22 protein-coding genes are annotated in these 23791 nt (G+C 58.1%); 7 read left to right on the forward strand and 15 right to left on the reverse strand.

Annotated elements, in window-relative coordinates; translation table 11 throughout:
- Positions 1–12 precede the first annotated feature (12 nt).
- From A0U94_RS01570 to A0U94_RS01580, 3 genes are all read right to left on the reverse strand, one after another.
- Positions 13–1248, reverse strand: coding sequence for an FAD-dependent oxidoreductase (locus A0U94_RS01570; protein ID WP_077802242.1), 1236 nt, complete (start codon positions 1246–1248; stop codon positions 13–15).
- 163 nt (positions 1249–1411) lie between these two features.
- Positions 1412–3019, reverse strand: coding sequence for a serine hydrolase (locus tag A0U94_RS01575; RefSeq protein WP_077802243.1), 1608 nt, complete (start codon positions 3017–3019; stop codon positions 1412–1414).
- 139 nt (positions 3020–3158) lie between these two features.
- Entirely contained in the window at positions 3159–4049 is an 891-nt protein-coding gene (locus A0U94_RS01580) for a LysR family transcriptional regulator (RefSeq protein WP_062109150.1), read from the reverse strand.
- A 253-nt stretch (positions 4050–4302) separates the two neighbouring features.
- On the opposite strand from A0U94_RS01580, the gene A0U94_RS01585 reads away from it, so the two are divergent.
- A complete protein-coding gene (locus A0U94_RS01585; protein ID WP_077803783.1) occupies positions 4303–5472 on the forward strand; it encodes an FAD-dependent oxidoreductase in 1170 nt (389 codons plus the stop codon).
- Between the two features lie 237 nt (positions 5473–5709).
- On the opposite strand, the gene A0U94_RS01590 is transcribed toward A0U94_RS01585, so the two are convergent.
- The gene (locus tag A0U94_RS01590) at positions 5710–6651 is read right to left on the reverse strand and encodes an AraC family transcriptional regulator (RefSeq protein ID WP_077802244.1); all 942 of its coding nucleotides are present in this window, start codon (positions 6649–6651) and stop codon (positions 5710–5712) included.
- A gap of 95 nt (positions 6652–6746) precedes the next feature.
- On the opposite strand from A0U94_RS01590, the gene A0U94_RS01595 reads away from it, so the two are divergent.
- The gene (locus A0U94_RS01595; RefSeq protein ID WP_077802245.1) at positions 6747–7574 is read left to right on the forward strand and encodes an oxidoreductase; all 828 of its coding nucleotides are present in this window, start codon (positions 6747–6749) and stop codon (positions 7572–7574) included.
- A gap of 70 nt (positions 7575–7644) precedes the next feature.
- Here the strand turns inward: A0U94_RS01595 and A0U94_RS01600 are convergent, their stop codons facing one another.
- Positions 7645–8544 carry a LysR family transcriptional regulator gene (locus tag A0U94_RS01600; RefSeq protein ID WP_077802246.1) on the reverse strand — a complete coding sequence of 300 codons (900 nt, stop codon included), beginning with the start codon at positions 8542–8544 and terminating at the stop codon, positions 7645–7647.
- A gap of 101 nt (positions 8545–8645) precedes the next feature.
- On the opposite strand from A0U94_RS01600, the gene A0U94_RS01605 reads away from it, so the two are divergent.
- Positions 8646–9407: an SDR family NAD(P)-dependent oxidoreductase gene (locus tag A0U94_RS01605; RefSeq protein ID WP_077802247.1), complete on the forward strand. Its 762-nt coding sequence runs from the start codon at positions 8646–8648 to the stop codon at positions 9405–9407.
- A 425-nt stretch (positions 9408–9832) separates the two neighbouring features.
- Here A0U94_RS01605 and A0U94_RS01610 read toward each other — a convergent pair whose 3' ends face one another.
- The 5 genes from A0U94_RS01610 to A0U94_RS01630 all read right to left on the reverse strand — a co-directional run bounded on the left by A0U94_RS01610 (position 9833) and on the right by A0U94_RS01630 (position 14655).
- The gene (locus tag A0U94_RS01610; protein WP_077802248.1) at positions 9833–10831 is read right to left on the reverse strand and encodes a hypothetical protein; all 999 of its coding nucleotides are present in this window, start codon (positions 10829–10831) and stop codon (positions 9833–9835) included.
- A 456-nt stretch (positions 10832–11287) separates the two neighbouring features.
- A complete protein-coding gene (yghU, locus tag A0U94_RS01615) occupies positions 11288–12166 on the reverse strand; it encodes a glutathione-dependent disulfide-bond oxidoreductase (protein ID WP_062027614.1) in 879 nt (292 codons plus the stop codon).
- Entirely contained in the window at positions 12163–12882 is a 720-nt protein-coding gene (locus tag A0U94_RS01620; RefSeq protein WP_077802249.1) for a glutathione S-transferase family protein, read from the reverse strand. Before A0U94_RS01620 ends, yghU begins: the two co-directional genes overlap by 4 nt.
- A 109-nt stretch (positions 12883–12991) precedes the next feature.
- Positions 12992–13669, reverse strand: a complete 678-nt coding sequence (locus A0U94_RS01625; RefSeq protein WP_077802250.1) for a peroxiredoxin-like family protein — start codon at positions 13667–13669, stop codon at positions 12992–12994.
- Between the two features lie 275 nt (positions 13670–13944).
- Positions 13945–14655, reverse strand: a complete 711-nt coding sequence (locus A0U94_RS01630; protein ID WP_077802251.1) for a helix-turn-helix transcriptional regulator — start codon at positions 14653–14655, stop codon at positions 13945–13947.
- Positions 14656–14739: 84 nt separating this feature from the next.
- Between A0U94_RS01630 and A0U94_RS01635 the strand changes: the two genes are divergently transcribed.
- Positions 14740–15138 (forward strand): VOC family protein, encoded by a 399-nt coding sequence (locus A0U94_RS01635; protein ID WP_077802252.1) that lies wholly within the window; start codon positions 14740–14742, stop codon positions 15136–15138.
- Between the two features lie 159 nt (positions 15139–15297).
- Entirely contained in the window at positions 15298–16167 is an 870-nt protein-coding gene (locus A0U94_RS01640; RefSeq protein ID WP_077802253.1) for an SDR family oxidoreductase, read from the forward strand.
- A 344-nt stretch (positions 16168–16511) separates the two neighbouring features.
- Here A0U94_RS01640 and A0U94_RS01645 read toward each other — a convergent pair whose 3' ends face one another.
- Positions 16512–17435, reverse strand: a complete 924-nt coding sequence (locus A0U94_RS01645) for a LysR substrate-binding domain-containing protein (protein ID WP_077802254.1) — start codon at positions 17433–17435, stop codon at positions 16512–16514.
- 160 nt (positions 17436–17595) lie between these two features.
- Between A0U94_RS01645 and A0U94_RS01650 the strand changes: the two genes are divergently transcribed.
- Complete coding sequence (locus A0U94_RS01650) at positions 17596–18585, forward strand: amidohydrolase family protein (protein ID WP_077802255.1); 990 nt, start codon at positions 17596–17598, stop codon at positions 18583–18585.
- 1507 nt (positions 18586–20092) lie between these two features.
- Here the strand turns inward: A0U94_RS01650 and A0U94_RS01655 are convergent.
- Positions 20093–21046 (reverse strand): GlxA family transcriptional regulator, encoded by a 954-nt coding sequence (locus A0U94_RS01655; RefSeq protein ID WP_077802256.1) that lies wholly within the window; start codon positions 21044–21046, stop codon positions 20093–20095.
- A gap of 108 nt (positions 21047–21154) precedes the next feature.
- Between A0U94_RS01655 and A0U94_RS01660 the strand changes: the two genes are divergently transcribed.
- On the forward strand, positions 21155–21619 hold the full coding sequence (locus A0U94_RS01660) for a nuclear transport factor 2 family protein (protein WP_062027053.1): 465 nt from the start codon (positions 21155–21157) through the stop codon (positions 21617–21619).
- An 18-nt stretch (positions 21620–21637) separates the two neighbouring features.
- Here the strand turns inward: A0U94_RS01660 and A0U94_RS01665 are convergent, their stop codons facing one another.
- The 3 genes from A0U94_RS01665 to A0U94_RS01675 are packed head-to-tail and all read right to left on the reverse strand — an operon-like array spanning position 21638 to position 23788.
- Positions 21638–22528 carry an aldo/keto reductase gene (locus tag A0U94_RS01665; protein ID WP_077802257.1) on the reverse strand — a complete coding sequence of 297 codons (891 nt, stop codon included), beginning with the start codon at positions 22526–22528 and terminating at the stop codon, positions 21638–21640.
- Between the two features lie 14 nt (positions 22529–22542).
- Positions 22543–22995, reverse strand: coding sequence for an SRPBCC family protein (locus tag A0U94_RS01670; RefSeq protein WP_063904061.1), 453 nt, complete (start codon positions 22993–22995; stop codon positions 22543–22545).
- A gap of 31 nt (positions 22996–23026) precedes the next feature.
- Positions 23027–23788 carry an SDR family NAD(P)-dependent oxidoreductase gene (locus tag A0U94_RS01675; protein ID WP_063904060.1) on the reverse strand — a complete coding sequence of 254 codons (762 nt, stop codon included), beginning with the start codon at positions 23786–23788 and terminating at the stop codon, positions 23027–23029.
- Positions 23789–23791: the final 3 nt, after the last annotated feature.

Below are 23791 nucleotides of genomic sequence, written 5' to 3' on the forward strand. Positions count from 1 at the left end.
CCTGTTCCTTTTTCAACTGATGGCGCGGGAATTGCACCCGGCCACGATCTCTTTCAGTCTCAGGGCCGAGCCGACCGAAAGTGTGAAGCCAAGGGCGCCCTGCCCGACATTGAGCAGAAGATTGTCATACCGTGTGCGGCCGATGATCGGAACGCCGGTGGGGGTGGCGGGGCGCAGTCCGGCCCAGGGCGTATCGTCGCCCTGACCCCCTGTGCCTTGGCCCAGCGCGCCCGGAAGCGTTTCGTTCACGAGCGCGCGGAGTTCGCGGAGGCGTTTGGGGTTCAGATGTGTGTCCTGCGCGCCGATATCGACCATCGCGGCAACCCGCAGACGGTCGCCTAGCCCGGCATAGACCACGCGGTTATCGTAATCCGTTACGCTGACCGAAGGGACGAGGCCGGGGCGCGGGCGTGTGCTCAGGCTATAGCCTTTCAGGCCGTAAAGCGGCAGGTCGATCCCTAAGGGGCGGGCCAGTTTGCGGGAGGCGATCCCGGCTGCGAGAACGACGAGATCGGTCTCGAATGGCTTGCCATCAAGCAGGACGGCGCAGCGGTTTTTCGAACCGGCCGTGAGCGCGGCATTGCCGTGGATAAGACGGAAGTTCGGCGCCGCCGCGAGGGCTTCGCGCAGGGCTTCGCAGAACAGGAAGCAGTCTCCGACTTCGTCTTCAGGCGAGAAAATGCCGCCTGCAATCTGTCCGCGCAGACCTGCGAAGGCCGGTTCGATATCGGTGCATTCGGAAGGGGAGAGGGCGCGCTGGCGTTCCGGATCGCTGATGGATTTCGCGGCTTTGCGGAAGGTGGCGGCGTTGCGGTACAGGACGAGCTTGCCCGGACGCCGCCACAGGAAGTCCCGTAAGCCTTCCTCGCGATAGGTCTGAAGTTCCGCCTGTCCGCTGAGGGCCAGATCAAGCAGGACTGCGGCATTGCGACGGTTTGTCTGCCGGTTGCAGGCGCACAGGAACGCGAACAGCCACCGCCACTGGGACGGATCGGCTTTCAGTCGCAGGGAAATCGGGGAGTTGGGGCGGAAAAGCCAGCCCAGGGCGTCTCGCGCGATCCCGGCATCGGCCAGCGGGCTGACATAGCGGTAGCTGAGCTGACCGCCATTCGCGAAGCTGGCTTCCTGCCCGACGTCCTCGCGGCGTTCGATCAGGGTGACGTCATGTCCTTCCCGGACGAGGGCGTAGGCGGCTGTCAGGCCGATAACGCCTCCGCCGATGATGGTGATGGTCCGTTTGCCGGCCATAAAAATCCTGAGCGTCCAGAGGCTGGGCGCGGGGAGATGCTGCGGTCTCCTGCGCCGTTATCATGACCAAAACCTACATTTCCCAAACCGGTCGGGCCAATGCAAAGAGGCCATCCTCCCATAACCTGCGGTTAAGGCGTTGTTTTGCAATGGGAACAGGCAGTCAGGGTTTGGGCGCTTCCGGAGAGGGATGGACTTTTTTCGGGTGCAGATCCTGTGCATCGAAGCTGAAATCGGAGCCGATGACCTGCATTTTCAGACCGCTCACCTGACCGGACAGGTCGCGTTCGAACTGGACGTAGGAATCGTCGTCAGCGTCCTGCGCACGGTCATCCCAGCGGACAGTGAACAGATCATGTGGCAGGGCGGAGAGCGTTCCGGTCAGGCCATCGGCATGGCTGAAAGACATCCGCAGATCCTTTCCCCGGCGGCTGATCGTGATCGGGCCGCGCCAGTCGTCGCGATAGGTTCCGACATAATCCTGCTGCGCCTCATGCGAGAGGGTGATGAAAGGCCGGGCGGGCGAGCCGGGGCCGGTTTCGGCGGCTTTTTTCCTGTCGGCCGCGTCTTTGGCATTCTGTGCGTTCTGGAAATACGTGACCCAGTCCGCACTTTTGCCGTTCGCCACATAGGCGCTGAGTTCCGTCGCGATGGCGAAAGGGGCCGCGTGACTGTAATGGTTGGTCAGAACGATAATGGCTGATTTCCGTTCTGGCAGGAACGTCACATAGCTGACCATGCCGCTGATGGTGCCCGTGTGCCAGACGCGTTTGAGGCCGAAGAAATCCTCCATGAACCAGCCGTAACCATAGGCGCGGAAATGGGTCTGTGTGGCTTCTGCCGTGTCGGGCAGCGGCAGCAGTCCGTGTGGTGCCCAGAGCGCATCGCGGCTGGCCTGACTGAAGACCTGCCGACCGTTCGGGGCGCGGCCCCCATTGAGATAGGTCTGGGCCCAGCGCGTCACGCCATCGGCGCTGCACCAGATGCCGCCTGCCGGGGCCACGCCGGGCAGGCGCAGGGCGCTGCGGTCTGGCAGGATGCTGCTTTCGCCTTCGCCGATGGCCACGTTCGTCTGCCCTTTGACGGGCGGTGTGCTCTGACAGGCGGGAAGGTCCGCGGCATCAATCAACTGCTTCTGGACGACCTCTTCCCAGCTCTGGCCCGTCATGCGTTCCACGAGAGCGCCGGCCACGACGTACAGAAGATTGTTGTAGGCGTATGTGCTGCGAAAAGGGGCCGTGAAGGGCATGAAGGGCAAGCCCGCCAGAATTTCCGGGCGGGTGAAGGTGCTGTGTGAAAACAGCATCAGGTCTCCAGCGCCCTGTCCCATGCCGCTGTGATGCGTCAGCAGGTCCGAGACGCGGAAGTCCCGCGTGATGGCGGGGTCGGTCACGCGGAATTCCGGCATATGGTCGATCACGCGGTCATTCCATCCCAGTCTGCCCTGATCCACCAGTTGCGCCAGTGCGGTTGCAGTGAATTCCTTGGTGTTGGAGCCGATGGCAAACATCGTGCGGCTGTCGACCGGTGCGCTCGCGCTGTCCTGGGTGCGTCGTCCATAGCCGCGGCTGAACACGACTTCGCCGTCCTGCACTACGGCCACTGCAATTCCAGGCACGTTAAAGGCCGAGCGGGCGCGTTCCACCGTGTTGGTGATGACCTGCTCGGTCAATCCCGCCGGTAGCGTTGCGGCGTGGGTGGCGTATGCCGTGCAAAGAAGGAGCGCTGCCGGGATGGCGCGCATGAGGGACTGTCGGAGAGGCTGGATCATGGACGGCTCTGGGTGCGGTTTTCCGGCTCCGGACCAGGCGGAAGCCGTGACGAAAGATGCCCGATTCAGAGCATGAAATGCTGCGCCTGTCCTGCCTTAAGATGCGGGGTGTCCTTAACTCCGGGTTAAGCGGCGTCCGTCATTTTTTCAGAGCGCGCAGATCGACGTCCAGTTCGCTGCGGAGCAGGGCAAGGATGTCCTGCGAAATATGTGACAGCGCATGATCGGCCCGGAACAGGACGGTACAACTGACGCTCAGGGGCGGAGAGAGGGGGCGGGGCGGGGCCAGTCCCGGATGGTGCAGGGCCGTTACGGCATCCACGATGGCGCATCCTCCCCCGAGGCGCACGAGTTCGGCGGCCATGAAATGGGTCCGGACCCGCACATGGGTCTTGGCCGGAACGCCGGCTTCTTCGAGCAGCATGTCGAGCATGCGGGCCGTGGGATCGTTTTCGCTTAGGCCGATATAGCGCTCGGGATTGATGTCGGTGACGCTGACGGGGCCTTCGCCGTCCTCGCCGTCGATCATCATCAGCGGGATGTCCGCAAGATGCAGCGCCGTCATCCCTTCGGATGTGTAGTCGCCGAAGACGATCCCGAGATCAAGGTCATGGTTCATGATGCGTGAGACGATTTCGGTGCCGTGCATGGCATCAATCGTCAGTTCCATGCCGGGGTGATCCTTGCGGTAACGCTGCACCACGCGCGGTACCAGACTCAGGCCCAGACTTGGGACGCATCCGATACTGATCGAGTGTCCGTCGCGCGCATAGCGCAGATTGTCGGTCAGGCGCTTGAGATCGGACAGTTTTTCAAAAATGGCGTTGACATGCGGCAGCATGATGCGGGCTTCCCGCGTCGGAACAAGCCGTCCTCCCGCCCGCTCGAACAGGGCAAATCCCAGCGACTGCTCGGCGTAGCGCAGGACCTTGCTGGCGGCCGGTTGTGAGACATGCAGCAGTTCCGCGGCACGTCGCAGCGAACCCGTCGTCATGATCGCATAAAAAACTTCGATCTGGCGCAGGCGCATTGGCGGTCCTTGTTCTGAAGGCGGGGTTTCTGAATGTTTCGCGGCGGCACCAGATGGGGCATCCGGAACCTTCCGGATGAATGAAACCCTTTTTACGTTTCTTTTGCAAAAGGAGATGTGGCTGGGGGCATTCTTCAGCAAAGCCCATAACCTGAGGCTATGCTTTGCGGGTTTTTTGAGAATTCCATTTCCATCCGGCTTCCCTGATGCTCATTGCCTCATGAACTCCCTGTCCCAGCCGGAAGGTTTTACGATGCCTCTTCTTTCCCGTCGGCATGTCATGGCAGGAGGCGCGTCCGTTGTCGGCCTTTCCAGCCTCTCCGCCTGCGCGACCAGACCTCTTTTCAACCCTGATCTGGATGCTGACGTCCGTTCCATTCCGGTGATCCGGGCGCGGACGGACAGGATCGACCGGATTACGGTTTGTCTGCGTCCGTTCAGGGCTGCCGGGCCACGTCTGGAGGTCGATCATGTGGGACACAAGACGGTCGTCCATAATTACGGGCATGGGGGAAGCGGCTGGTCGCTGTCCTGGGGCAGTGCGAAGCTGGCTGTGGAGCGGGCATTGCCTGTCAGTCGCAATATCGGGGTGATCGGATGTGGCGCGATCGGGCTGACGACGGCCATCGTTGCCCAGCAGGCTGGCGCGCAGGTCACGATCTATACCGAGGCTCTGCCGCCGTTCGTGCGTTCTTCACGGGCGTCCGGGAGCTGGACGCCTTCCTCCCGTATTGCCCGCGCAGACGCCGTTACGCCGGAATTTGCCGCACGTTGGGAGACCATGGCCCGGTATTCATTCTCCTGTTACCAGAGCCTTCAGGGGCTGCCGGGAAATCCGGTGGAATGGGATACGTTCTATGGACTGCATTCCCGTGAACCCGCGGCTCCGCATGCCGATCCCATCGGTTTTGCCAGACTGGACGAGCGTATCCGGGACATCGAACCGCAGGGAGACCTGATCCGGGTGGACGACAGTCGGCTTCCCTATTCGGAAGTACACAAAAAGCCCAATCTGATTTTCAATGTGGCCAGTTATTCGGATTACCTGATGCGGCAGTTTCTGGAGCGGGGCGGCAGGGTCAAGGTCCTGACCCTTCATCACCCGTCGGAACTGACGGCTCTTCCGGAGCCGGTTTTCATCAACTGTACCGGGTATGGTGCGCGGGCACTTTGGAATGACACCAGCATTGTTCCCGTGCGCGGACAGATTGCATGGCTTATTCCCCAGCCGGAGGCGCTGTGCAGCATGAGTTTCGAGAATGTTTATGTCGTTTCCCGAAGAGATGGCATCGTTGTCCAGTGGCTGGGTGACGATATGGGGTTCGGTTACGACAATACGGACGAAACGCCGGATCTGGCCGAGGCGAGACGCAGTGTTTCGGTAATTAACGGGCTCTATCGGAGGATGGGGTACAGGATTTGAATATTTTTCGGCTATGCGTCTCAGACGGGAGAGAGGGCTGCTCTCGGCCTGGGGCGTGAAAACCATGAATTGCTGGAACGAATGGGTGGGGTCGAGCCCTATCCGTGTTCCAGTCGCAATTTCAGCGGAGCATGAAGCGGGTTCTGGAAATTCGGAATTTTCATTGCCCACAACAGTCTTTTTTATTCTGGTGCCCGGTCCAGAATTCGTCCCCGCCGCCTAAGAGCCAGTGTACAGTCAGCCGATCTCGGGTGCGAGATTTTGGCGCCGAGCCTGTGTCGGCTCTCCCAGATGTTCGCGCATCCATTTGGCCTCCTCGCTTGGGGTGCGATGAAAGTGACGTTTGAAGTCCCGGCTGAACTGGGCGGGGCTGGCATAGCCAACTTCGGCAGCAATCATGGCCATCGAACTCTTACGCCGTGCAACCATCAACCGGGCTTCGTGTAGCCGCAAAGCCTTGATGTATTGGATTGGAGTTGTTCCAGTGAGGGCCTTGAAGTCGGCGTGATAGGAAGGAACGCTCATACCGGCCTCGGCAGCCAGTTCTGGTACCGACAGTCTGGCATTATAGCGTTCGCGGATCAGCGTCAGGCTGTGTACGATCCTGTCTGTCGTGTCGTTGCCACGCAGCGCTGCCATCAGGGCGTTCCCCTGTGGACCTATCAGGACACGATAATGCAATTCCCGGAGTAGCCCCGGACCAAGAATGGCAAGTTCCTTCTGATGGTGGAGAGCGTGAAGCAGACGCTGGAGCACATCCGCAATGGAAGGCATCATCCGACTTGAAACCATGCTTTTTGCTCGCACTCCCCCGTCATGACCAACGTGTCCCTCCAGGGCTCTCACAATTTCAGCGGCCAGACGCAGGTCAAAATCAAAGTAGATGGCCAGCAGAGGTTGGTCGGAACTGGCCTGCGACGCCATCCGAAAAGGTACGGGAACCGAAACTGCAAGGTAATGGTCGGCGTCATAGCGGTAGACCTCGCTATTGAGGAAACCTTGTTTGGCCCCTTGCAATACAAAGACTGCACCAGGGCGATAAAGGACTGGCACATCTTCAAGAACGGTCTCGGAACGCAGGATGCGGATACTGGGCAAAAGCGTGGCGTTGTAACCCGTTCGCGGTGCGAGCGCGGCGGCTAGAACAGGGAGAGCAGAGGGTGTGGAATGAGGGATCATAGAATCAGGCAAGAATATCAGAGGAACCGCAATAGATAGCGCATCATTTCAATATTATTGGTCAAGGCATGAATGCAATCAAACAGAGCAGAGCCATGACAAAGAAGACTTTTTTCATCACAGGCGCCAATTCAGGCTTCGGGTTGGCCATCGCACAGGCTGCCCTTGGAGCAGGTCATCGGGTGATTGGTACAGTCCGTTCGCAAACCGCAAGAGCGTCGTTACTGGAGCAATTGCCGGATGTTTGCGTGGTCCTGTGTGACGTCACCGAGTTCGATCGTATTCCCGCCATCGTCGCACAGGCAGAAGAAGATCACGGTCTGGTTGACGTACTCATCAACAATGCCGGGTATGGCCATGAAGGTATTCTGGAAGAATCCCCTTTAGAGGAAATGCGCCACCAGTTCGACGTGAATGTCTTCGGAGCTGTTGCCGTCGCCAAAGCCTTCCTGCCCCACTTTCGCGAACGTCGTCGCGGGTTTATTGTAAACGTGACATCAATGGGTGGTCTGATCACCATGCCGGGTTTGGCGTCTTACTGTGGTAGCAAATTCGCTTTGCAGGGCATTTCGGAGGTCATGCGCGCGGAAATGGCGCCCTTCGGCGTTCATGTCACCGCACTGTGCCCCGGATCATTCCGCACAGACTGGGCCGGGCGTTCGATGGTGAGGACTGAGCGCTCGATCGGAGACTATGATACTCTGTTCGAGCCGATCCGGGCTGCTCGACACGAGAAGAACGGCAGACAACTGGGCAATCCGGCGAAACTCGCCGCGGCAGTGCTTCAGTTGGTTGCGTCGGACACGCCTCCACCTCAACTCCTTTTGGGGAACGATGCTCTGCAACTGGTGCGTGACCGTCTTTCTCGTCTGGAAAAGGAAATTGCGGATTGGGAAGAATTAACCCGATCAACAGACGGCTGATCCTTCCGGAAAGCGGTGGTCGACGACATCAGGTTTGATTTTGTCGATGCCGGGCTTCTCGCGGCAGACCTCACGCGCTCGGAAGGAGCCCGGAGCCGATAATTTCCACCAACCAGTCGACGAAGACACGCACACGCGGAGAAAGTTGTCTGTTGCTCGGATAGAGCACCGAGAGCGGCGTGGGTGTCGGTGGAAAATCGGTCAAAACCTCAATCAACCTGCCAGTCGCAAGATCATCAATGAAGCGGTAACGTGGGGCCTGCACGAGGCCAAAGCCTTGCCGCGCGGCCGCGGCACTGGTTTCAGCGCCACTGACCAGGAGTTGCGTCGGCAGTATGATTTCGATCACTTCGTCTCCGCGCGTGAACTCCAGCGGCAGGGGCTGGCCGGTGCGCGACGATACGAAACCGATCATCTGATGGCCTTGAAGGTCCTCCGGTGTCGTGGGCATTCCATGCCGCGCCAGATAGTCCGGACTGGCCACTGTGATTTCTTCCATCACCCCCAGGGGGCGGGCCACCATGTCGCTGTCAGCAAGAGGGCCGGCCCGCACGACGCAATCCACACCCTCCCGGACCAGATCGACAAACCGTTCGCCCTCTCCGAGATGGACGGTCAGGGCAGGATGCCGCATGAAAAACTCGGGCAGCGCCGGCAGCAGGATGGTGCGCGCGAGGTAGCCGACGACGTCCACGCGTAAAATGCCGGAAACAGTTCCAGCCGCTTCACGGTCCGCGTCCTCGAGATCGGCCAGGATCGCGATGCAGCGCCGATAATAGGCGGTTCCTTCCACCGTGGGCCGGACGTGCCGGGTCGAACGTTGTAGCAATCGGGTGCCAAGCCTGCTCTCCAGCGCCTTGATCGCAGCGGTCGCGACAGGTCGTGAAACACCACATGCGGCTGCCGCAGCACTGAAGCTGCCGCGATCAACAATGCGGATAAAAAGATCGAGCGTGGCAAGCCTGTCCATGGGATTGTTCCATGATGCAAAACAATGCTTTCGGAAAGGATGATCTTATCGAACGGGCGATGGGATGAGCAATATGGGGTTCCCACCAAACGGAGAGTCCCATGCCTGAAGTCAAAACAATTGCCCTCGTCACAGGTGGAAGCCGAGGCCTCGGGCGTTCGACGGTCGAGGCGCTTGCACGACGCGGTGTTTCATCGATCTTCACCTATCACGCCAACAGGGCTGCTGCTGACGCGGTTGTCGCCAGCGTAGAACGCAGCGGAGCCCGCGCTGTGGCCTTGCCACTCGACACTGGCGATGCTCATACGTTTCCGCCCTTTGCCAATGAAATTCAACGTGTGTTGGGCGACTGGGGGGCTGAGCGTTTCGATTACCTCATCAACATGGCAGGGACGTCGCATAGCGGTCTGTTCGGCGAGGTGACGGAGGAAGATCTCGACGCAGCTTATCGTGTTCACGTGAAAGGCCCGTTCTTTCTAACGCAGGCGCTACTGCCATTGATCGCGGATGGCGGCCGGATCGTGAACATCTCTTCCGGGCTGACCCGTTTCTCTTACCCTGGCCGGATCGCCTACGCCTCTATGAAAGGGGCGGTGGAAGTCATGACACGTTACATGGCAAAGGAACTCGGCCCACGCCGTATTGCCGTCAATACAGTTGCACCCGGTGCCATCCAGACGGATTTTTCAGGCGGTGTGGTGCGGGACAATCCGGACGTGGCCCGGCACATCGCGGAAGCAACCGCACTTGGGCGCCCTGGAGTGCCGGATGATATCGGCCCGATGATCGCCTCGCTGCTGTCCGAGGACAATCGCTGGGTTAATGCACAACGGATCGAGGTCTCCGGCGGCCAGGCTATCTGAGTGCGAACAGCCAGCTTGAGGGCATTTGTCATAAACTGGTAACAGGCTGAGAAAATTCTTCCCGATATTGTGGTCGTGGCTGCGCTGTATGGCTGTTCGTAGTCGGAATATTTGTCGATGAGCAGTAATGTCATGACCGACGGCAGGTAACCGCTTTCAGGAAATGCCGCGAGTTTCCTGTATGCCCGAGATGAGGGCGTGAGCGGACTTCTTTTTTCCATGTAATCTGGTGCCGGGCGATAAAGCGTCACAGCGTGCCGACTGCGACATGGTGGCCACCATCGGCCAGGCGGCACGTAGATCCAGAGACAGTGTACGTGATGACATCCAGCGCCGGCCTCTATTTCGGCCGTTATCTTGAATCAGATCACCGTCAGGTTGGGAATCCCTTGCGATTCAGTTCGCGCAGAAACCGCTCTGAACATCTAGGGCGTCCGACTGGGCTTCGGTCCCGAAATAGTCGGCGGTAAGCGTGTGGGCAGGTGGGCCTCGAACTCGGCCGCCGCGCCGTTCTCGCTGTCCTTGATCTTGCTGAACCGCGTGCCCGGCGGCAGCAGGATCTCGCCTTCATGGGTATAAGTGCTGACTGGCCGCGTATCGACCGGGAGGATCGCATCTTTGTCCCTGACGATCCTGATCTTCTCGGCGACCTTGTCCGGCCCGAGACGACTAAGATCGGTTGCCACCGACGTGCTGGTCGGGTTGTGCTTGGTCAAGCTCCCGCCCGCGTGTAGCGCGTCCTCCCCGGTGCCGGCGTGGACCACGCGATGGACAGTTGTTCCTTCGAAGGCCGGCATGCTGTGCCAGTGCTGCTTCAAAGAATTGAGGCTCGCCACACCGTCGGCGATTTCATGAGGCTGCATTGGACGATTCAGTTTGGTGGTACGGTCGTATTTGGTAAATTTGTTCGCAATACCCGTCACATTCTCATACTTCTCCCGTGTGTAGGCACCGAAGACAGGGGCGGCCGTATCGAGATCGGTATGTTTCTGCAGATCGATTTTCGGCATCGTGCCGAAGTAATTCAGAACTTGAGCGCGATGCTCTGGCATCTGCCCATGAGTAAGCTTGTCGTAAGTCTGTCCAGCATCGACGTCGTGCATCTTTCCGGACAAGGCGCTGTTTATCGCCGCCGTGCGCTGCGTCGCCGACCATTCGGGGTTGAGGAACGAAAGCGTCGGCGTCCTCTTCGTGGTTTCCCGTTGCACCATTGCCGAGACGGAAGCCAGCGTCTGGTGCAGGTTCTGCTGTTCGGTTCGCGCGATTTTCTCCCTCGTAGAGAGGGGCGCCTCCTGCTTCATCATCAAGGCGAATTTATCTGCCGACCCGGCGTCTGCCCTGACGGGAGTCCCTTTAGAGGAAGGCGGCGCGGCTGCCCCCCGATCGACGCTAGCGTCACGGCCATCAAGGCGGGGTGGCAACATGCGGCGTGCATCCTTATCGGTATTCGGTTCCGTATCTTGGCCCACGAGCATAGGCGCACAGCCTTACTTGAACCTGACCCGGCATGCGGCCGATACCCGACAGTGTGGGCATGCGGACAGCCAGGACCCAATGACCGTCATTCGCCTAGGCCTTCGAGATCAGGGGAGCATAAGCTTGCCTGTTACGAAAAGAGAATGATAATGCCGGGAAGGTCTTTCATGCCTCGATCAATGCCAGCGATCAGGAGTTAGGCGAGATCGCTGTGCAGGCTCTCAATGTCTGCCAGTCAAACTCTCTGCAAACGTCTGCTTCTGGGCATTCCAATCGGTATGCTCATGTCTGGCATGAGGCAGTTGCCGCCTGTCTGTTCTGGTTCTCTTGAGCAGACAGTCGAATTAGGGGGAAGCGGCATGTCCGGTTTCGGAAGTGCGTGAAAGAAACCGGACGTCGATGATCTATGTCTTGCTGCCGAGACGATCCTGCGTTTTTGTCTCGAAATCGGAAGCGTCGTGACGTTCATGAAGCTGGCTTGAGAGATCTCCGGATGTCCGGTTGACCATACGACCACGCTGAACGGCAGGTCGTTCCAGAAGTCGGTCCGCCCATGCCCTGAGATGGGGATAATCCTGAACGCTCAGGAACGTGGCAGCATCATTATAGAGCCAACCCTCTACCAGGCCACCATACCACGGGAAAATGGCCATATCGGCAATTGTATAGTCTTCGCCAGCTATGAAAGGGCTTTCCGCGAGACGCCGATCAAGGACATCCAGTTGTCGCTTGGCTTCCATGGCAAACCGATTGATTGCGTATTCGATTTTCTCTGGCGCATAAGCATAGAAATGCCCAAATCCGCCGCCGAGATAAGGTGCACTGCCAACCTGCCAGAAAAGCCAGTTCAGGCACTCTGTCCGATGGACGATATTTTTGGGAATGAAGGCACCGAATTTTTCCGCGAGATACAGCAGGATTGACCCGGATTCAAAAACGGCCAGAGGCTGATTGCCGCTATGATCGACCAGGGCCGGAATTTTGGAATTCGGATTGATCTCCGTAAAGCCGGAGCCGAACTGGTCCCCTTCGCCAATGCGAATAAGCCATGCGTCATATTCGGCCTGCGTATGACCGGCAGCAAGCAGTTCCTCAAGCAGGATCGTGACTTTGACGCCATTGGGTGTGCCAAGGGAATAGAGCTGGAGCGGGTGTCGGCCAACGGGCAGGGTCTGCTCGTGGGTGGCGCCGGCAGTCGGGCGGTTCGTACTGGCAAATTTACCGCCACTTGGTGCCGTCCATGTCCAGACTTTGGGGGGTGTATAATCGGAGGGTCCGCTCATGAGATTGTTCCTTTTGACACCGGGGAGAAACTGGTCGGATACATGGCCTGACGCGCGTCTTGATCCATGACGGTCTTGAATGCGTGCCCGTTCATGATGGCATGGGCACGCTCGACTGTTGGACGAGCGTTCATCATGTCCATAAAACGGGTAAGATTGGGCCAGCGTTCAAGTGGCTCGTCTTTACCTTTCATGACCCGTGCTGCCCGGTCCAGCCAGCCCCATGCTGACATATCCACAATCGTATAACGGTCGCCGACAATGAAAGATCGCCCCTCCAGGTGATCGTTCAGGACCTGATAATGCCGCTCCACTTCACGACGGTATCGATGGACCGCATAGTCCAGACCTTCCGGTGCGGCATGCTGGAAATGCACAGCCTGTCCTGAGAAGGGGCCAAGACCCGTTGCAACAAACATCAGCCAGGACAAAAGCTGGGGGCGATCCTGCGCCGTTCCGAGGAACTCTCCTGTTTTCTCGGCCAGATAGAGAAGGATGGCCGTGGAATCGAACAGGACTGCGGGACTGCCCTGTGGACCATCCGTGTCTATGAGAGCAGGAACCTTGCCATTGGGATTGATGGCCCGAAACGCGGCATCATGCTGGGCACCACGATAGGTATCGACCGGTATGGCTTCGAAAGCCATGTCCGTTTCAGCCAGAAATAGCGCAATTTTCGCCGGGTTCGGACCGGGACCATAATAGAAATGGATCATGTGCCGCTTTCCTTGAATTCAATGCTGGGAGAGTTCCCGTGCTGAGGGCGCCCGGACGTCGCTCCCATACAGTCGACAGGGCTATGTCCAGACGCTGGAACATGGATGTTTAACCGGCTGACGATCGCTTTGCTTTTCGAAGTGCTGGCAGCATGTCTTCCGGCTCCGGGCGTCGGGTATAGTCCGGATTGACCTCGGCATAGAGGATTACGCCGTCCTGCCCGATGACGAAACGGCCAGGCATCGGCAACGTCCAGCTCTCATCGGCATTGAAAGACGGAAGATCGTTTTTCAGGTTGGTGTAGAGGTCCACGAGATAGTCTGGCAGGGCAAACCGCAGACCGAACTCTGACGCAGTTTCGTTATGCGGATCTGACAGGATGGGGAAGTCGAGATGGTTCTGACGGACCGACTTGCGGCTGTTCACGGCCGTCTGCGGTGAGATGGCAATCAGGCTTGCGCCGAGCTCACGGAAAGACGGAAGTGCAGCCTCAAGAGCCTGAAGCTCCATGTTGCAGTAGGGGCACCACACACCACGATAGAAACTGATGACCAGTGGGCCTTTTGACAACAGATCTGCGGAGGACACCGGATTGCCCTCCGGGTCGTTCAGAGTGAAGGAAGGAGCCTGGTCACCGGCTTTGAGCGCATTTTCCGCTGCACCCGAAGCGATCAGTTCAGCGGTTGCACGGTGCATGACCTCAATCACCGAAGCCGGAACATTGTAAGGCGGGTTACCCGCTTCGAAATCAGCCTTGAAAGCGTCGAGTTTTGTTTGAAGAGACATTGGTATTTCCTTTGAAATGAAGCAATGCCTGACGTTAGGGCCGCTGGTTTTTTCAGGGATGACGGCATGGAGGACTATTGATCATTCCATGTCGGAATGGCTGTCAGTCAGAGATATTGGCGCGTGGGTAATCGGTGTATCCGTGCGCCCCGCCGCCACTGGCTCTGCCTCCAAGATCAGCTTCGTCCCCTTATTTGAAAACCAGTCGCTGAGGCGAGCGGCCGGAATTGTGAAGAATGAATGCGGATATAATGAAGGATATGGTGGCAAAGCGATCAACCTGCTTCATTCTTAAACTTCGCAAGTTCCGATACGCGTGCGGCCTTCCACCGCTGGAGCAGTCGGTGGCGAGGCTCACCTATCTGCTCAGCCAGAATTTCGACCGCGTGTATCCGGTCCGTACGGAAATGCCGGAATCCCTGTCGCAGTTCGCACCAGGCAATCAACATGCGTGTGATATCCGAATAACCTAGAACCACCGGCCATATTATGCGCTCGGTTAGCTCCCCCTGTTGATCGCGATAACACAAGCGCAGCTTAACCCCGACACGGATTGCCGCTCGCAGGCTCGCTGCATCGGCCGTGTCTTGTAATGCCTCCAGAGACGGCTGTGCGTGTGTGCTCGGAGCGCTGATAAACGACTGCATGGGCTTGGGAACGATCGCTGAAACCTTGGACAGAACGTCCAATGCGGCGCGTGACAGCGTTGTGTCACCATGGGCCGCTACCCACTGTGCGCCCAGAACAATCGCTTCAAGTTCAGTCGGAAGCAGCGCGAGCGGCGGCATGTCATATCCGGTCCCCAGTACGTAGCCAACGCCAGCTTCGCCTGAAATGGGTATGCGCTGTCCCGTCAGATGCGCGATGTCGCGGTAGACCGTACGGATCGAGACTTCCAGTTCGTCGCCCAGCATCCGCGCCGTGACAGGGCGAGATGAGCGGCGCAGGATCTGGATAATCTGAAAGAGACGATCAGTGCTGCGCAAAGGCTTTTACAATCATGCTGACAGAATGCTGTCAGCATGATTGTGCCAAAAGGTGGAGAGCACAACCTCCACAGGAACTGACCAATGAAGTTTGCCTCTATCCGCCTGATTGCCGCCGATATTACCAGTATGGTGGCCTTTTACGAACTGGTGACCAGACAGTCTGCTGAATGGCTTTCCCCCCAGTTTGCTGAAATCGTAACTCCTGGCGCGACGCTTGCGATTGGAAGTGCTGAGACAGTAGCGCTGTTCATGGAAGGGAGTGCTGAACCCGGTGTAAATCGCACTGCTGTCCTGGAGTTTAGGGTCGATGATGTGGATTCTGAGTTCACGCGTCTGAAAGGAAGGGTAGACGTTGTGATCGAGCCGAAACTTCTGCCTTGGGGGAACCGCACGGTCCAGTTTCGTGACCCCGAGGGCACAATCATCAGCCTGTTCACGCCCGTGACTGAAGCCGCCCGCGCCCGCTTCGGAAGCCGCTGATAAAGCACGGTCCCGCAGATGTATAACTCCGTTTGACCGTATATGCCGGATTCTTGCCCGTGGCGAGCTACAGATCGTGCATGTGCAGATTCTCTGCCTCTCGTCCATCAGAGCCATTGGAGAGAGTTGAATGAGACTTATGAGCGCCAGGATATGAATATGCCCAGATTGGACACGAATGAGTTGGTCGTCATCACAGGGGCCTCAAGCGGCATCGGAGCTGCAACGGCTCGAGAAATGGCCCGTCGAGGATTTCATGTCCTGGCCGGCGTTCGCCGCGAAGAAGATGCTGCTGCATTACGCGACCAGAATATTGAGCCCCTGATCCTGGACATCACGAATAAGGATCATGTTCAGGCCCTGACGGATCGGGTTCAGAACGATCCCGCAGGCAGGGTGTTAAGAGCTCTCGTGAACAATGCCGCCATCGGTGCGAACGCGCCTGTCGAGGTTTTTCCCCTGGAAGCTTGGCGGCAGCTTTTCGAGGTTAATTATTTCGGACACATTGCGGTTACGCAAAAGCTTTTGCCGGCCTTGATCCGCAGCAAAGGGCGGATAGTTAACATCAGCTCGGTCGGCGGAACCATCGCAATGGCGACTTATGGAGGAGCGAAATTCGCCCTCGAGGCGTTGAGCGACTCTTTGCGACGCGAAATGCTGCCGTTCGGGGTCGACGTCATCGTGATCGAGCCAGGTGCAATCAAGACGAAAATATCAAGCCGCGCGATCGCCACAGCCAACAAAGTTGCAGCCACCATGACGTTGGAACAGCGCGAGCGCTACGGCGACCTGATACATGCCGTTACTGCTCAGGCAGCCGAGGCGAACGAAAATGGGCTTACCGCTGACGCAGCAGCCCACGTGATCGCTTCGGCCATGACAGTCCGCAAGCCGCGCACGCGGTACGGTATCGGAAGGGAGGCATCCATGATCGGCATCATCCGGATGCTCCCAGACCGGGTTGTAGATCGCATCCTCGCATTCGTCCTTCGCCGCTACATGCCTAAACCGAAACGCTCAGCACAGTGAACGAATACATTCGCCCTAACAGCTTTGTCACTTAGGCTCGCAATACTCTTCGGCTGCCCTTGGGGAGAGGCGAAGAACCGACTGTCTCTCTCCAGCAGTCAGCACGCATCTTTCGATTTTTGTCCACACCAACGGAGCATTTGATGTCAGCGATCAAGAGCTTTCTGCCGAGATAACATGTCACGAACGCGTAGACCTCTTCATGCCGGTCCATCGTGAACGAGAATAATGACGAGAACACAACCCCGCCAGCGTGGCCCGGGAGCGCCAAGCTGCGCCTTCAGGCTGAGAAATCCATCAGCGTCAAGCGAAACCGTGGATTAGCCTGCCGAAAGTGACCGTCCTCAGCAAGCGAGGACTTCGCGGCAAACTGTCTGGACTGTGTCGCGAAGCCAGCGATGGGCAGGGTCAGCGTCCAGCCTGGGATGCCACATGGCGGAAATGGCGATTTCAGGCGTTTTAATGGGAAGCTGGAACAGTCTCAGGCGTGATATTGCTGCATCAGCTTTTAAAAGGCCTGCGAGACACGACCGCGGGACATGCGTCACCAGATCCGATTGTCGCACGATCTCGAGCGCGTCGGGAAAGCCCGGCACGACGACCGAGACGGTGCGTTGGTATCCCAGTTGCTCCAAGGCATCATCAACCGGCCCCCTGAATGTTCCGCGTCGTGAGGTCGCGACATGGCCGCATGCGGCATAGCGCGCGATACTGATATCCTCGTCCAGAAAAAGGACGTGGCCGACGCGTGCCACGCCGACGAACATATCCCGGAACAGGAGCCGACTTCGGATTTCGGGCGCAGATGTGCCCCGGACACCGATCTCCAGATCAAGCTGTCCCTCCCGCAATGGCAACGCGTCCTTGTCAGGCTTGGGCGCAAACCGCAGGCGAACCCGTGGTGCTTCTTTCAGGATGGTTGTCACCAGCGGCGCTGCAACAATATTCAGAAAGCCTTCATTGGCGCGAAGGGTGAATGTCCTTTCCAGCGCTTTCAGATCCAGTTCCCCATGCCGAGGGCGTAGGACGTCCTGCACGTCCTGGGTCAGGACATGAACGCGCTCGCGGATACCTACTGCATAGGGTGTGGGCACGAGATGCCGCCCCGCCCGCACCAGTAACGGATCGCCGGTGGTCGAGCGCAGCCGTGTCAGGGTGCGACTCATGGCGGACGGACTGAGCCCGAGCCGGCGGGCCGCGCCAGTTACGCTGGCCTCGTCGAGCAGCACATCGAGCGCTGTCAGAAGGTTGAGATCCAGGTTTTCCATGCACTGAGCCTATCGACAATGACCGGCGACAGATAGCGTCGCATGCAATGATACTTTGATCTTCATGCGTCTGGCGCCTGCTCTGGTTCCACACCTATTTTCGATGACGTGAAAACAGGCATGTCCGTCGGGATGGCAGCCTGTGGAAAGGAACCATTCCATGAAGTTGATCGGTATCGAAGAACATTTCCTGACCACCGAAGTGAAGGACGCCTGGTCTGCCATCGGTCTTGAAGCCGCTGATCCAAGCGTTGCGTTCCATGGGGGACCGCTTGAGAAGCGGCTAGCTGATCTCGCCGAAGAACGACTGTCCCTCATGGACGAAACAGGGCTGGACGTTCAGGTGCTTTCGCTCACTACACCATCACTGCACGATCTTGGACCCAACAGTGTCGATCTGGCGCGCCGTGCCAATGATGCCGTGGCAGAAGCGGTATCTCGTCATCCGGATCGCTTTCAGGCGCTGGCAACGCTGCCCGTAGCGATGCCCGACGAAGCCGCACTGGAACTCGAACGCTGCGTCAGGACGCTCGGCTTCAAGGGAACGATGCTGTGTGGGCGGGTAGGCCATTGCAACCTGGACCATACTGATCTGCTCCCGATCTTCCAGAGTGCGGCTGCATTGAAGGCGCCGATTCTGCTTCATCCCAGAGCGCCACAAAAAGATGTCCGGGATGCCTACTACTCCGGATTTAGCCCACAGGTGGATGCTGCGTTTTCCTGTTTCGGTCTCGGGTGGCATTACGATGCTGGCATCCAGTTTCTTCGTCTCGTGCTGGCGGGCCATTTCGATCGCTTTCCGGATTTGCAGGTTATTCTGGGCCATTGGGGCGAATTGGTCCTGTTTTATGCCGAGCGTATTGCGAACATGGATCGTGTGTCCGGGCTCAATCATTCAATAGCGACATATTTCCGGCGCAACCTGTATGTCACGGCCAGCGGTATGTTCCTGCCGCATTATCTGGAACAGGCAGCACGGATCGTCGGTCGGGACCGGCTGCTGTTTTCCACCGACTATCCGTATCAATACCGCCCCGGCGGCGACGCACGGCGCTTTCTCGAAAACGGCGGTTTGGATGAGGCCGACAGGCAGGCCTTCTCGCATGGCAACTGGGAACAGTTGACAGAAAATCTGCCTCACGCGTCCTAAACGGCCGACGGGACGGTCATAGGGGCAGTCGCTTTCTTTGCAGACGTGTAGCGTCTTCTTCAGGAGGGAAACTGCGATGCGAAGGTGCATCATGGTGCTTTTGGGACTGCGAGACCTTACTGACCTTGTTTCTGTGCTCGAAACCTGACCACCTCCTGTTCAGCTTCAGCTTTCAGTGCAGCAAACCCCAGTCTGAGATGGGTCTCGAGGCTACAATTTCCGTAAAGAGGCGCGATCAAGGGGCCACTTGATGCTTCGATAAAGGTAACTTTACTTCTCTCATCGGACACTGTTTTCCCATCCCAGCGTGTGATGCCACTATATCAAGCCATTGCTCCGTAAAGCATAACCATCACACCTGGCTTTACCTTGGCAATGCGTGGTTATGCTTGATTAAGCCGCAGTAAACTGGCGCGTTTCGGTGGAAAATGGCCCCTCAAGCTGTGCACCTGTAAGATAACTGTACCATCGCGGCCAGCTGGCTACGCTGGTCAGTAGGTGCCATGCCGTTTCTGACGATGTGTTAATTATGGTCGAGCATGTCGCATGAACCGGGCCGTACGGTATCGAGGGATGATTGAGACTGGGGCTCTCGACCTGCCTTCTCTGGCCTTCGGTTCATACAGCAGTGGTTGCTGTTCCGGCCCTGATCCGCGACCACCGCGTAACGCCGCAGGTGCTGATACTAAACGCTGACGCGCAGCTCATGGGAGCGCCTCAATATAGCGTAAATGGTTACGGAAAGACTTTTGCGACCAACTGCCTGGGTTATTGATTCAGTTAATCGCCTTTGATCCCGGTTTGGTCGTAGAGACCGGGTTGAGCCGGTGGGCACCGGCATAGAGGTTGATGCGGGCTAGCCTCACCAAAAGGCTGTTTCAAGCCCGGGGCAGCATCGCGTTCTCAGGCAACGTGCTTGCCTGTTGGCTTTTGACCTGGGGTTTGCGCGCGCATCAGGCAAGTATATCCAGTCCATCAGTGGCCATTTGATCGAAGTGCGTTCGAGTGCCATGTCATACGACGTCGGTCGCGCGCAATGCCCCGTATCGCCACTTCAAGGACCGCGATGCGCTGCGATTGTGGAGCGGAACTTCAAAATGCTGGTCTTGGTTCTGTAAACGAGCGCGTGTCGGCGAGGCAGAACCCATCCAGCGGCTGAGGGCAGCACCAGACGCGTTCATCAGGTATGGGCGAGAGTATCCGGCCTGATACAGATTGTTGTTCAGCAATCCTGTTATCGCTGCTGCGGGGCTCGTTGAAGATGCGCAGAATGCGGAGACATTGCCGCCGATCCCCGTACGGGAGTTGGCAGGACTGATCTACGCAACAGCCCATGGACTGATTGATTTGCAAGGTGGTGGCCGCATGTGCGAGCAGAAAGGCTTGGCGGCAGCAGCGCAAGGCGTGGCGCTATTTTTGCTCCTTCTAGGGCCGTCGCCGCCTAATTTCGGGTCCGGAATGTTACGACTGTGAATTTTATACGGGTATGTACAGCATGAACGGTGTTTCAGCCCGGATTGCCGTTTGCATTGCGCCGGACAGCCTGAGGCGGTTGGTGAAACTCGCGCAGGAAGGCGCGACGCATCCGTTCGGGATCATGGAACCCGGTCATGACTGCAATAGCTTCAATGGGGAGGGTGGAGCGCTCGACCCGCTCCCGGGCTGCTTCCAGACGCAGTTTCTCGACCGCTCTGGCGGGACTCATTCCCACCGCTGCCCGGAAACTGCGAGAAAAATTGCGGGGGCTCATGCCGGCCTGACTGGCCAGAATATCCACGGTCAGGCGCTGTTTCAGGTTGGACCGGATCCATCCCAACAGTTCGGCAAAGCGTTCCTGAGTGCTTCCCATCTCAAGAAGTACCGAGAACTGGGACTGTCCTCCGGGACGGTGATAAAAAACGACCATCTGCTGGGCCGTACGATGCCCCACTTCTGTCCCGAGGTCTTCCGTCACCAGCGCAAGGGCCATATCTATGCCCGCGCTGATGCCAGCAGACGTCCAGACCGGGCCATCATGGACATGAATGGCATCGGCCGAAACCATGACTTCTGGAAAGAGTGCTTTCAGAGTTGCAGCCTGTTGCCAGTGTGTCGTTACGCGGCGTCCATCGAGCATTCCGGCCGCCGCCAGCAGAAAGGCCCCGGTACATACGCTGCATATCCGCCGCGCCGTGGTCGCCTGATATCGGATGAAGGCCTGTAATTCCGGACAATTCATGGCCTGCCTGTGGCCTTCGCCTCCGACAACGACAAGCGTATCAAACGACCCTGCCGCTGCGAGCGGAACCGTCTTGATTGCCATTCCGGAAGACGACCGGACCAGACCACCATGGCGGGACAGGAGCGTCATCTCATACGCAGCTCCCCCAAATCCTCCGGCAATCTCGAAGGCTGCCGTCACTCCGGCAGCGTCGAGCAACTGGAAGTCTGGATAGAGAAGAATACCGATCTGTCTGGTCATGGCTTGAAATGAGGGATCGTTGTCCTTTCGTCAAATGCTCTTTTGGAAAACACTGACAGGTCTCGGATCAACTCGTGATCCGTCCCCGAACCAGAGGCGGAATTCCCTATGTCCCGACCCCCATTGCCTCCCTTCAATGCTGAAACTGCTGCTCAGAAAGTCCGTCTCGCGGAAGATGCCTGGAATGGCCAGGATCCTGAAAAGGTGGCGCAGGCCTATACGACCGATAGCCAGTGGCGCAATCGCCTGGAATTCATCCACGGACGCGAGGACATCGTTGCGTTCCTGACGCGCAAATGGGAGCGCGAGCAGGAATACCGCCTTATCAAGGAACTTTGGGCTTTTCAGGATAACCGGATCGCGGTCCGCTTTGCTTATGAGTGGCAGGATCAGGCCGGACAGTGGTTCAGGTCCCATGGGAACGAGAACTGGGAGTTCGATGAAAACGGGTTGATGCGTTACCGCGCAGCGTCAATCAACGACCAACCCATTTCGGCGACCGACCGTCTGTTCCGATGGCCTGAGGGACGGCGTCCGGACAGTCACCCCGGTCTTTCGACGCTAGGATTGTAACTGTCCGGACGCGTTTCCTTAAGGCGTTGACTGGAACGCCTTGCGGCCTTCTGCGTCCAGCGCCGCGAAGTCTTCATCGGACAGTGTGATGTCGGCAGCCGCGACATTCTGTTCCAGATGGGCGACCTTGGACGTGCCAGGGATCGGAAGCATCGCCTTGCTGCGCATCAGGACCCAGGCAAGAGCAATCTGGCTTGGATGCGAGCCGTATTTCTTCGCCATCGTGTCCAATATGGATCCCGGCCTGGCGAGGTCGCCGGCGGCGAGAGGGAACCACGGGATGAACCCGATGTTCTGCTGCGTGCAGTAGTCGAGTACGTCCTCGCTGGTGCGATCGACGAGATTGTAGCGGTTCTGGACGGTCGCGACCTCGAAGAATTTCGATGCTGTTTTGATGTTGTCGACAGAGACCTCGCTCAGTCCTGCATGACGGATCAGTTTCTGATCAATGAAGGAGCGGACCGCGTCGAACTGTTCGTCTGCCGGGACTCTGGGATCGATCCGGTGGAGTTGCCACAGATCAATCTGCTCGACGCCGAGGTTGCGCAGGCTTTTGTGCACCTGCTGCAATAGATATTCTGGGCGTCCGACCGGTTTCCAGATGTCGGGGCCGGAGCGGGTGAGGCCGCCTTTCGTCGCGATGACCAATCCTTTGGGATAGGGATGCAGAGCTTCCCTGATCAGCCATTCGGAGACGTCCGGACCATAGGAATCCGCCGTGTCGATGAAATTGACGCCGAGTTCTGGGAGGCGCTTCAGTGTGCGGATGGCCTCGTCGTGATCGGCGGGCGGTCCCCATATACCCTGGCCAGTGATGCGCATCGCACCGAAACCAAGCCGGTTGATGCCGAGATCGCCGCCAATCCTGAATGTGCCTGATCGGGAAGCGTTAGAGGGGGACTGGATCATGGGTTTAGGTTCCTTCATGACAATGTCGTCTCTGAGGCCAGTATCTCGGCCAGTCTGTCGAAAGCTGGCTGGTAGATCTGTGTCGGCATCCGGGCCTCCATACTGGCGGCATGTTCGGCTGGGGCCTCGAACTGCCCCCGCCATTGGATGAACGTGTGGTCGCTCTTCGTTATGGGAAGAAGGCTGATGGTAGAGCGATAGTTCCGGACCGGCAGGGCTGATTCAACGATCGAGAACGTGACCGCGTGATCCACGTCGGAGAGTGCCAGAAGCTGTTCGCGGATGAGTCCGACATCCCCCATCTCAACCAAGCGGATTGCGCCGACGCGGTCACCGGACTCATTGCCTTCGATCGCGCAGCTTCTGACGCCCGGCAACCAGCGTCCAAGGGCGCCAAAATTACGGACCAGCCGCCAGACAGAGGGAAGGGATGCAGGAATGATACTACTGGCCATAACGTGGATCATGAGGCTGGCTTCGCTTGGAATTGTGTGGCCCTCATAGCGACTGCCCTCCCGTCACCTCGATGCGTTGGCCATTCATCCAGCGCATGTCGTCCGACAGAAGGGCACGGACCGCAGCTCCGATATCGTCGGGCTGTCCGACACGCCCGAGGGGTGTGATGTCTGCAAGGCTTTTATTGATCGTGGCATCGTCACGGACCAGACCACCACCGAAGTCCGAGGCGATCGCACCAGGGGCGACGGCGTTGACGGTAATGCCTCGCTCTCCCAGTTCTTTTGCCATGTAGAGTGAGATGACTTCGGTAGCGGCTTTCATGGCTGAATAAGGTCCATGATCCGTTAGGTAGAAACGGGTCGCGGCAGAGGTAATGTTGAGAATACGACCGCCGTCCCGAATCAGGGGCAGGAGGGCCACCGTCAGAAGATAGGGGCCTTTGAAATGGATGTTGTACTGGTTATCGAGCTGTTCGGATGTCGCAGCATCGAAGCGAGTGTGAATGATATTGCCTGCGTTCTGAACGACATAACTCAGTGCACTGTGCTCGAACTCATGTGAGAGAAGTGCTCTGACCTGTCCGGAAAAATCCGCGAACGATTCATGGTCCACGATATCCAGCTTCAGCATGCGCAGTTTTGCATTTTGGCCGACGAGGGCTGCTTCGGCAGCGTTCGCCTCGTCTTCGTTGGAGTGATAGGTCCCGATCACGTTGATGCCCGAGGCAATCAGATGTTTCGCGATACTGTATCCGATGCCGCGATTGGCACCCGTGACGAATGCGATGTCCTGTTTGCTCATAAC

Source organism: Gluconobacter albidus, from assembly GCF_002005485.1.
Lineage (GTDB): Bacteria > Pseudomonadota > Alphaproteobacteria > Acetobacterales > Acetobacteraceae > Gluconobacter > Gluconobacter albidus.

Bases quoted from the DNA above. Each gene is read 5' to 3' on its own strand.
- A0U94_RS01645 (WP_077802254.1), bottom strand. From the start codon at position 17,435: ATGGAAAACCTGGATCTCAACCTTCTGACAGCGCTCGATGTGCTGCTC.
- A0U94_RS01575 (WP_077802243.1), bottom strand. From the start codon at position 3,019: ATGATCCAGCCTCTCCGACAGTCCCTCATGCGCGCCATCCCGGCAGCG.
- A0U94_RS01620 (WP_077802249.1), bottom strand. From the start codon at position 12,882: ATGATCCATTTCTATTATGGTCCCGGTCCGAACCCGGCGAAAATTGCG.
- A0U94_RS01675 (WP_063904060.1), bottom strand. From the start codon at position 23,788: ATGAGCAAACAGGACATCGCATTCGTCACGGGTGCCAATCGCGGCATC.
- A0U94_RS01580 (WP_062109150.1), bottom strand. From the start codon at position 4,049: ATGCGCCTGCGCCAGATCGAAGTTTTTTATGCGATCATGACGACGGGT.
- A0U94_RS01590 (WP_077802244.1), bottom strand. From the start codon at position 6,651: ATGATCCCTCATTCCACACCCTCTGCTCTCCCTGTTCTAGCCGCCGCG.
- A0U94_RS01660 (WP_062027053.1), top strand. From the start codon at position 21,155: ATGTCCCGACCCCCATTGCCTCCCTTCAATGCTGAAACTGCTGCTCAG.
- A0U94_RS01585 (WP_077803783.1), top strand. From the start codon at position 4,303: ATGCCTCTTCTTTCCCGTCGGCATGTCATGGCAGGAGGCGCGTCCGTT.
- A0U94_RS01670 (WP_063904061.1), bottom strand. From the start codon at position 22,995: ATGATCCACGTTATGGCCAGTAGTATCATTCCTGCATCCCTTCCCTCT.
- A0U94_RS01600 (WP_077802246.1), bottom strand. From the start codon at position 8,544: ATGGACAGGCTTGCCACGCTCGATCTTTTTATCCGCATTGTTGATCGC.
- A0U94_RS01605 (WP_077802247.1), top strand. From the start codon at position 8,646: ATGCCTGAAGTCAAAACAATTGCCCTCGTCACAGGTGGAAGCCGAGGC.
- A0U94_RS01635 (WP_077802252.1), top strand. From the start codon at position 14,740: ATGAAGTTTGCCTCTATCCGCCTGATTGCCGCCGATATTACCAGTATG.
- A0U94_RS01650 (WP_077802255.1), top strand. From the start codon at position 17,596: ATGAAGTTGATCGGTATCGAAGAACATTTCCTGACCACCGAAGTGAAG.
- yghU (WP_062027614.1), bottom strand. From the start codon at position 12,166: ATGAGCGGACCCTCCGATTATACACCCCCCAAAGTCTGGACATGGACG.
- A0U94_RS01570 (WP_077802242.1), bottom strand. From the start codon at position 1,248: ATGGCCGGCAAACGGACCATCACCATCATCGGCGGAGGCGTTATCGGC.
- A0U94_RS01665 (WP_077802257.1), bottom strand. From the start codon at position 22,528: ATGATCCAGTCCCCCTCTAACGCTTCCCGATCAGGCACATTCAGGATT.
- A0U94_RS01640 (WP_077802253.1), top strand. From the start codon at position 15,298: ATGCCCAGATTGGACACGAATGAGTTGGTCGTCATCACAGGGGCCTCA.
- A0U94_RS01595 (WP_077802245.1), top strand. From the start codon at position 6,747: ATGACAAAGAAGACTTTTTTCATCACAGGCGCCAATTCAGGCTTCGGG.
- A0U94_RS01655 (WP_077802256.1), bottom strand. From the start codon at position 21,046: ATGACCAGACAGATCGGTATTCTTCTCTATCCAGACTTCCAGTTGCTC.
- A0U94_RS01610 (WP_077802248.1), bottom strand. From the start codon at position 10,831: ATGTTGCCACCCCGCCTTGATGGCCGTGACGCTAGCGTCGATCGGGGG.
- A0U94_RS01625 (WP_077802250.1), bottom strand. From the start codon at position 13,669: ATGTCTCTTCAAACAAAACTCGACGCTTTCAAGGCTGATTTCGAAGCG.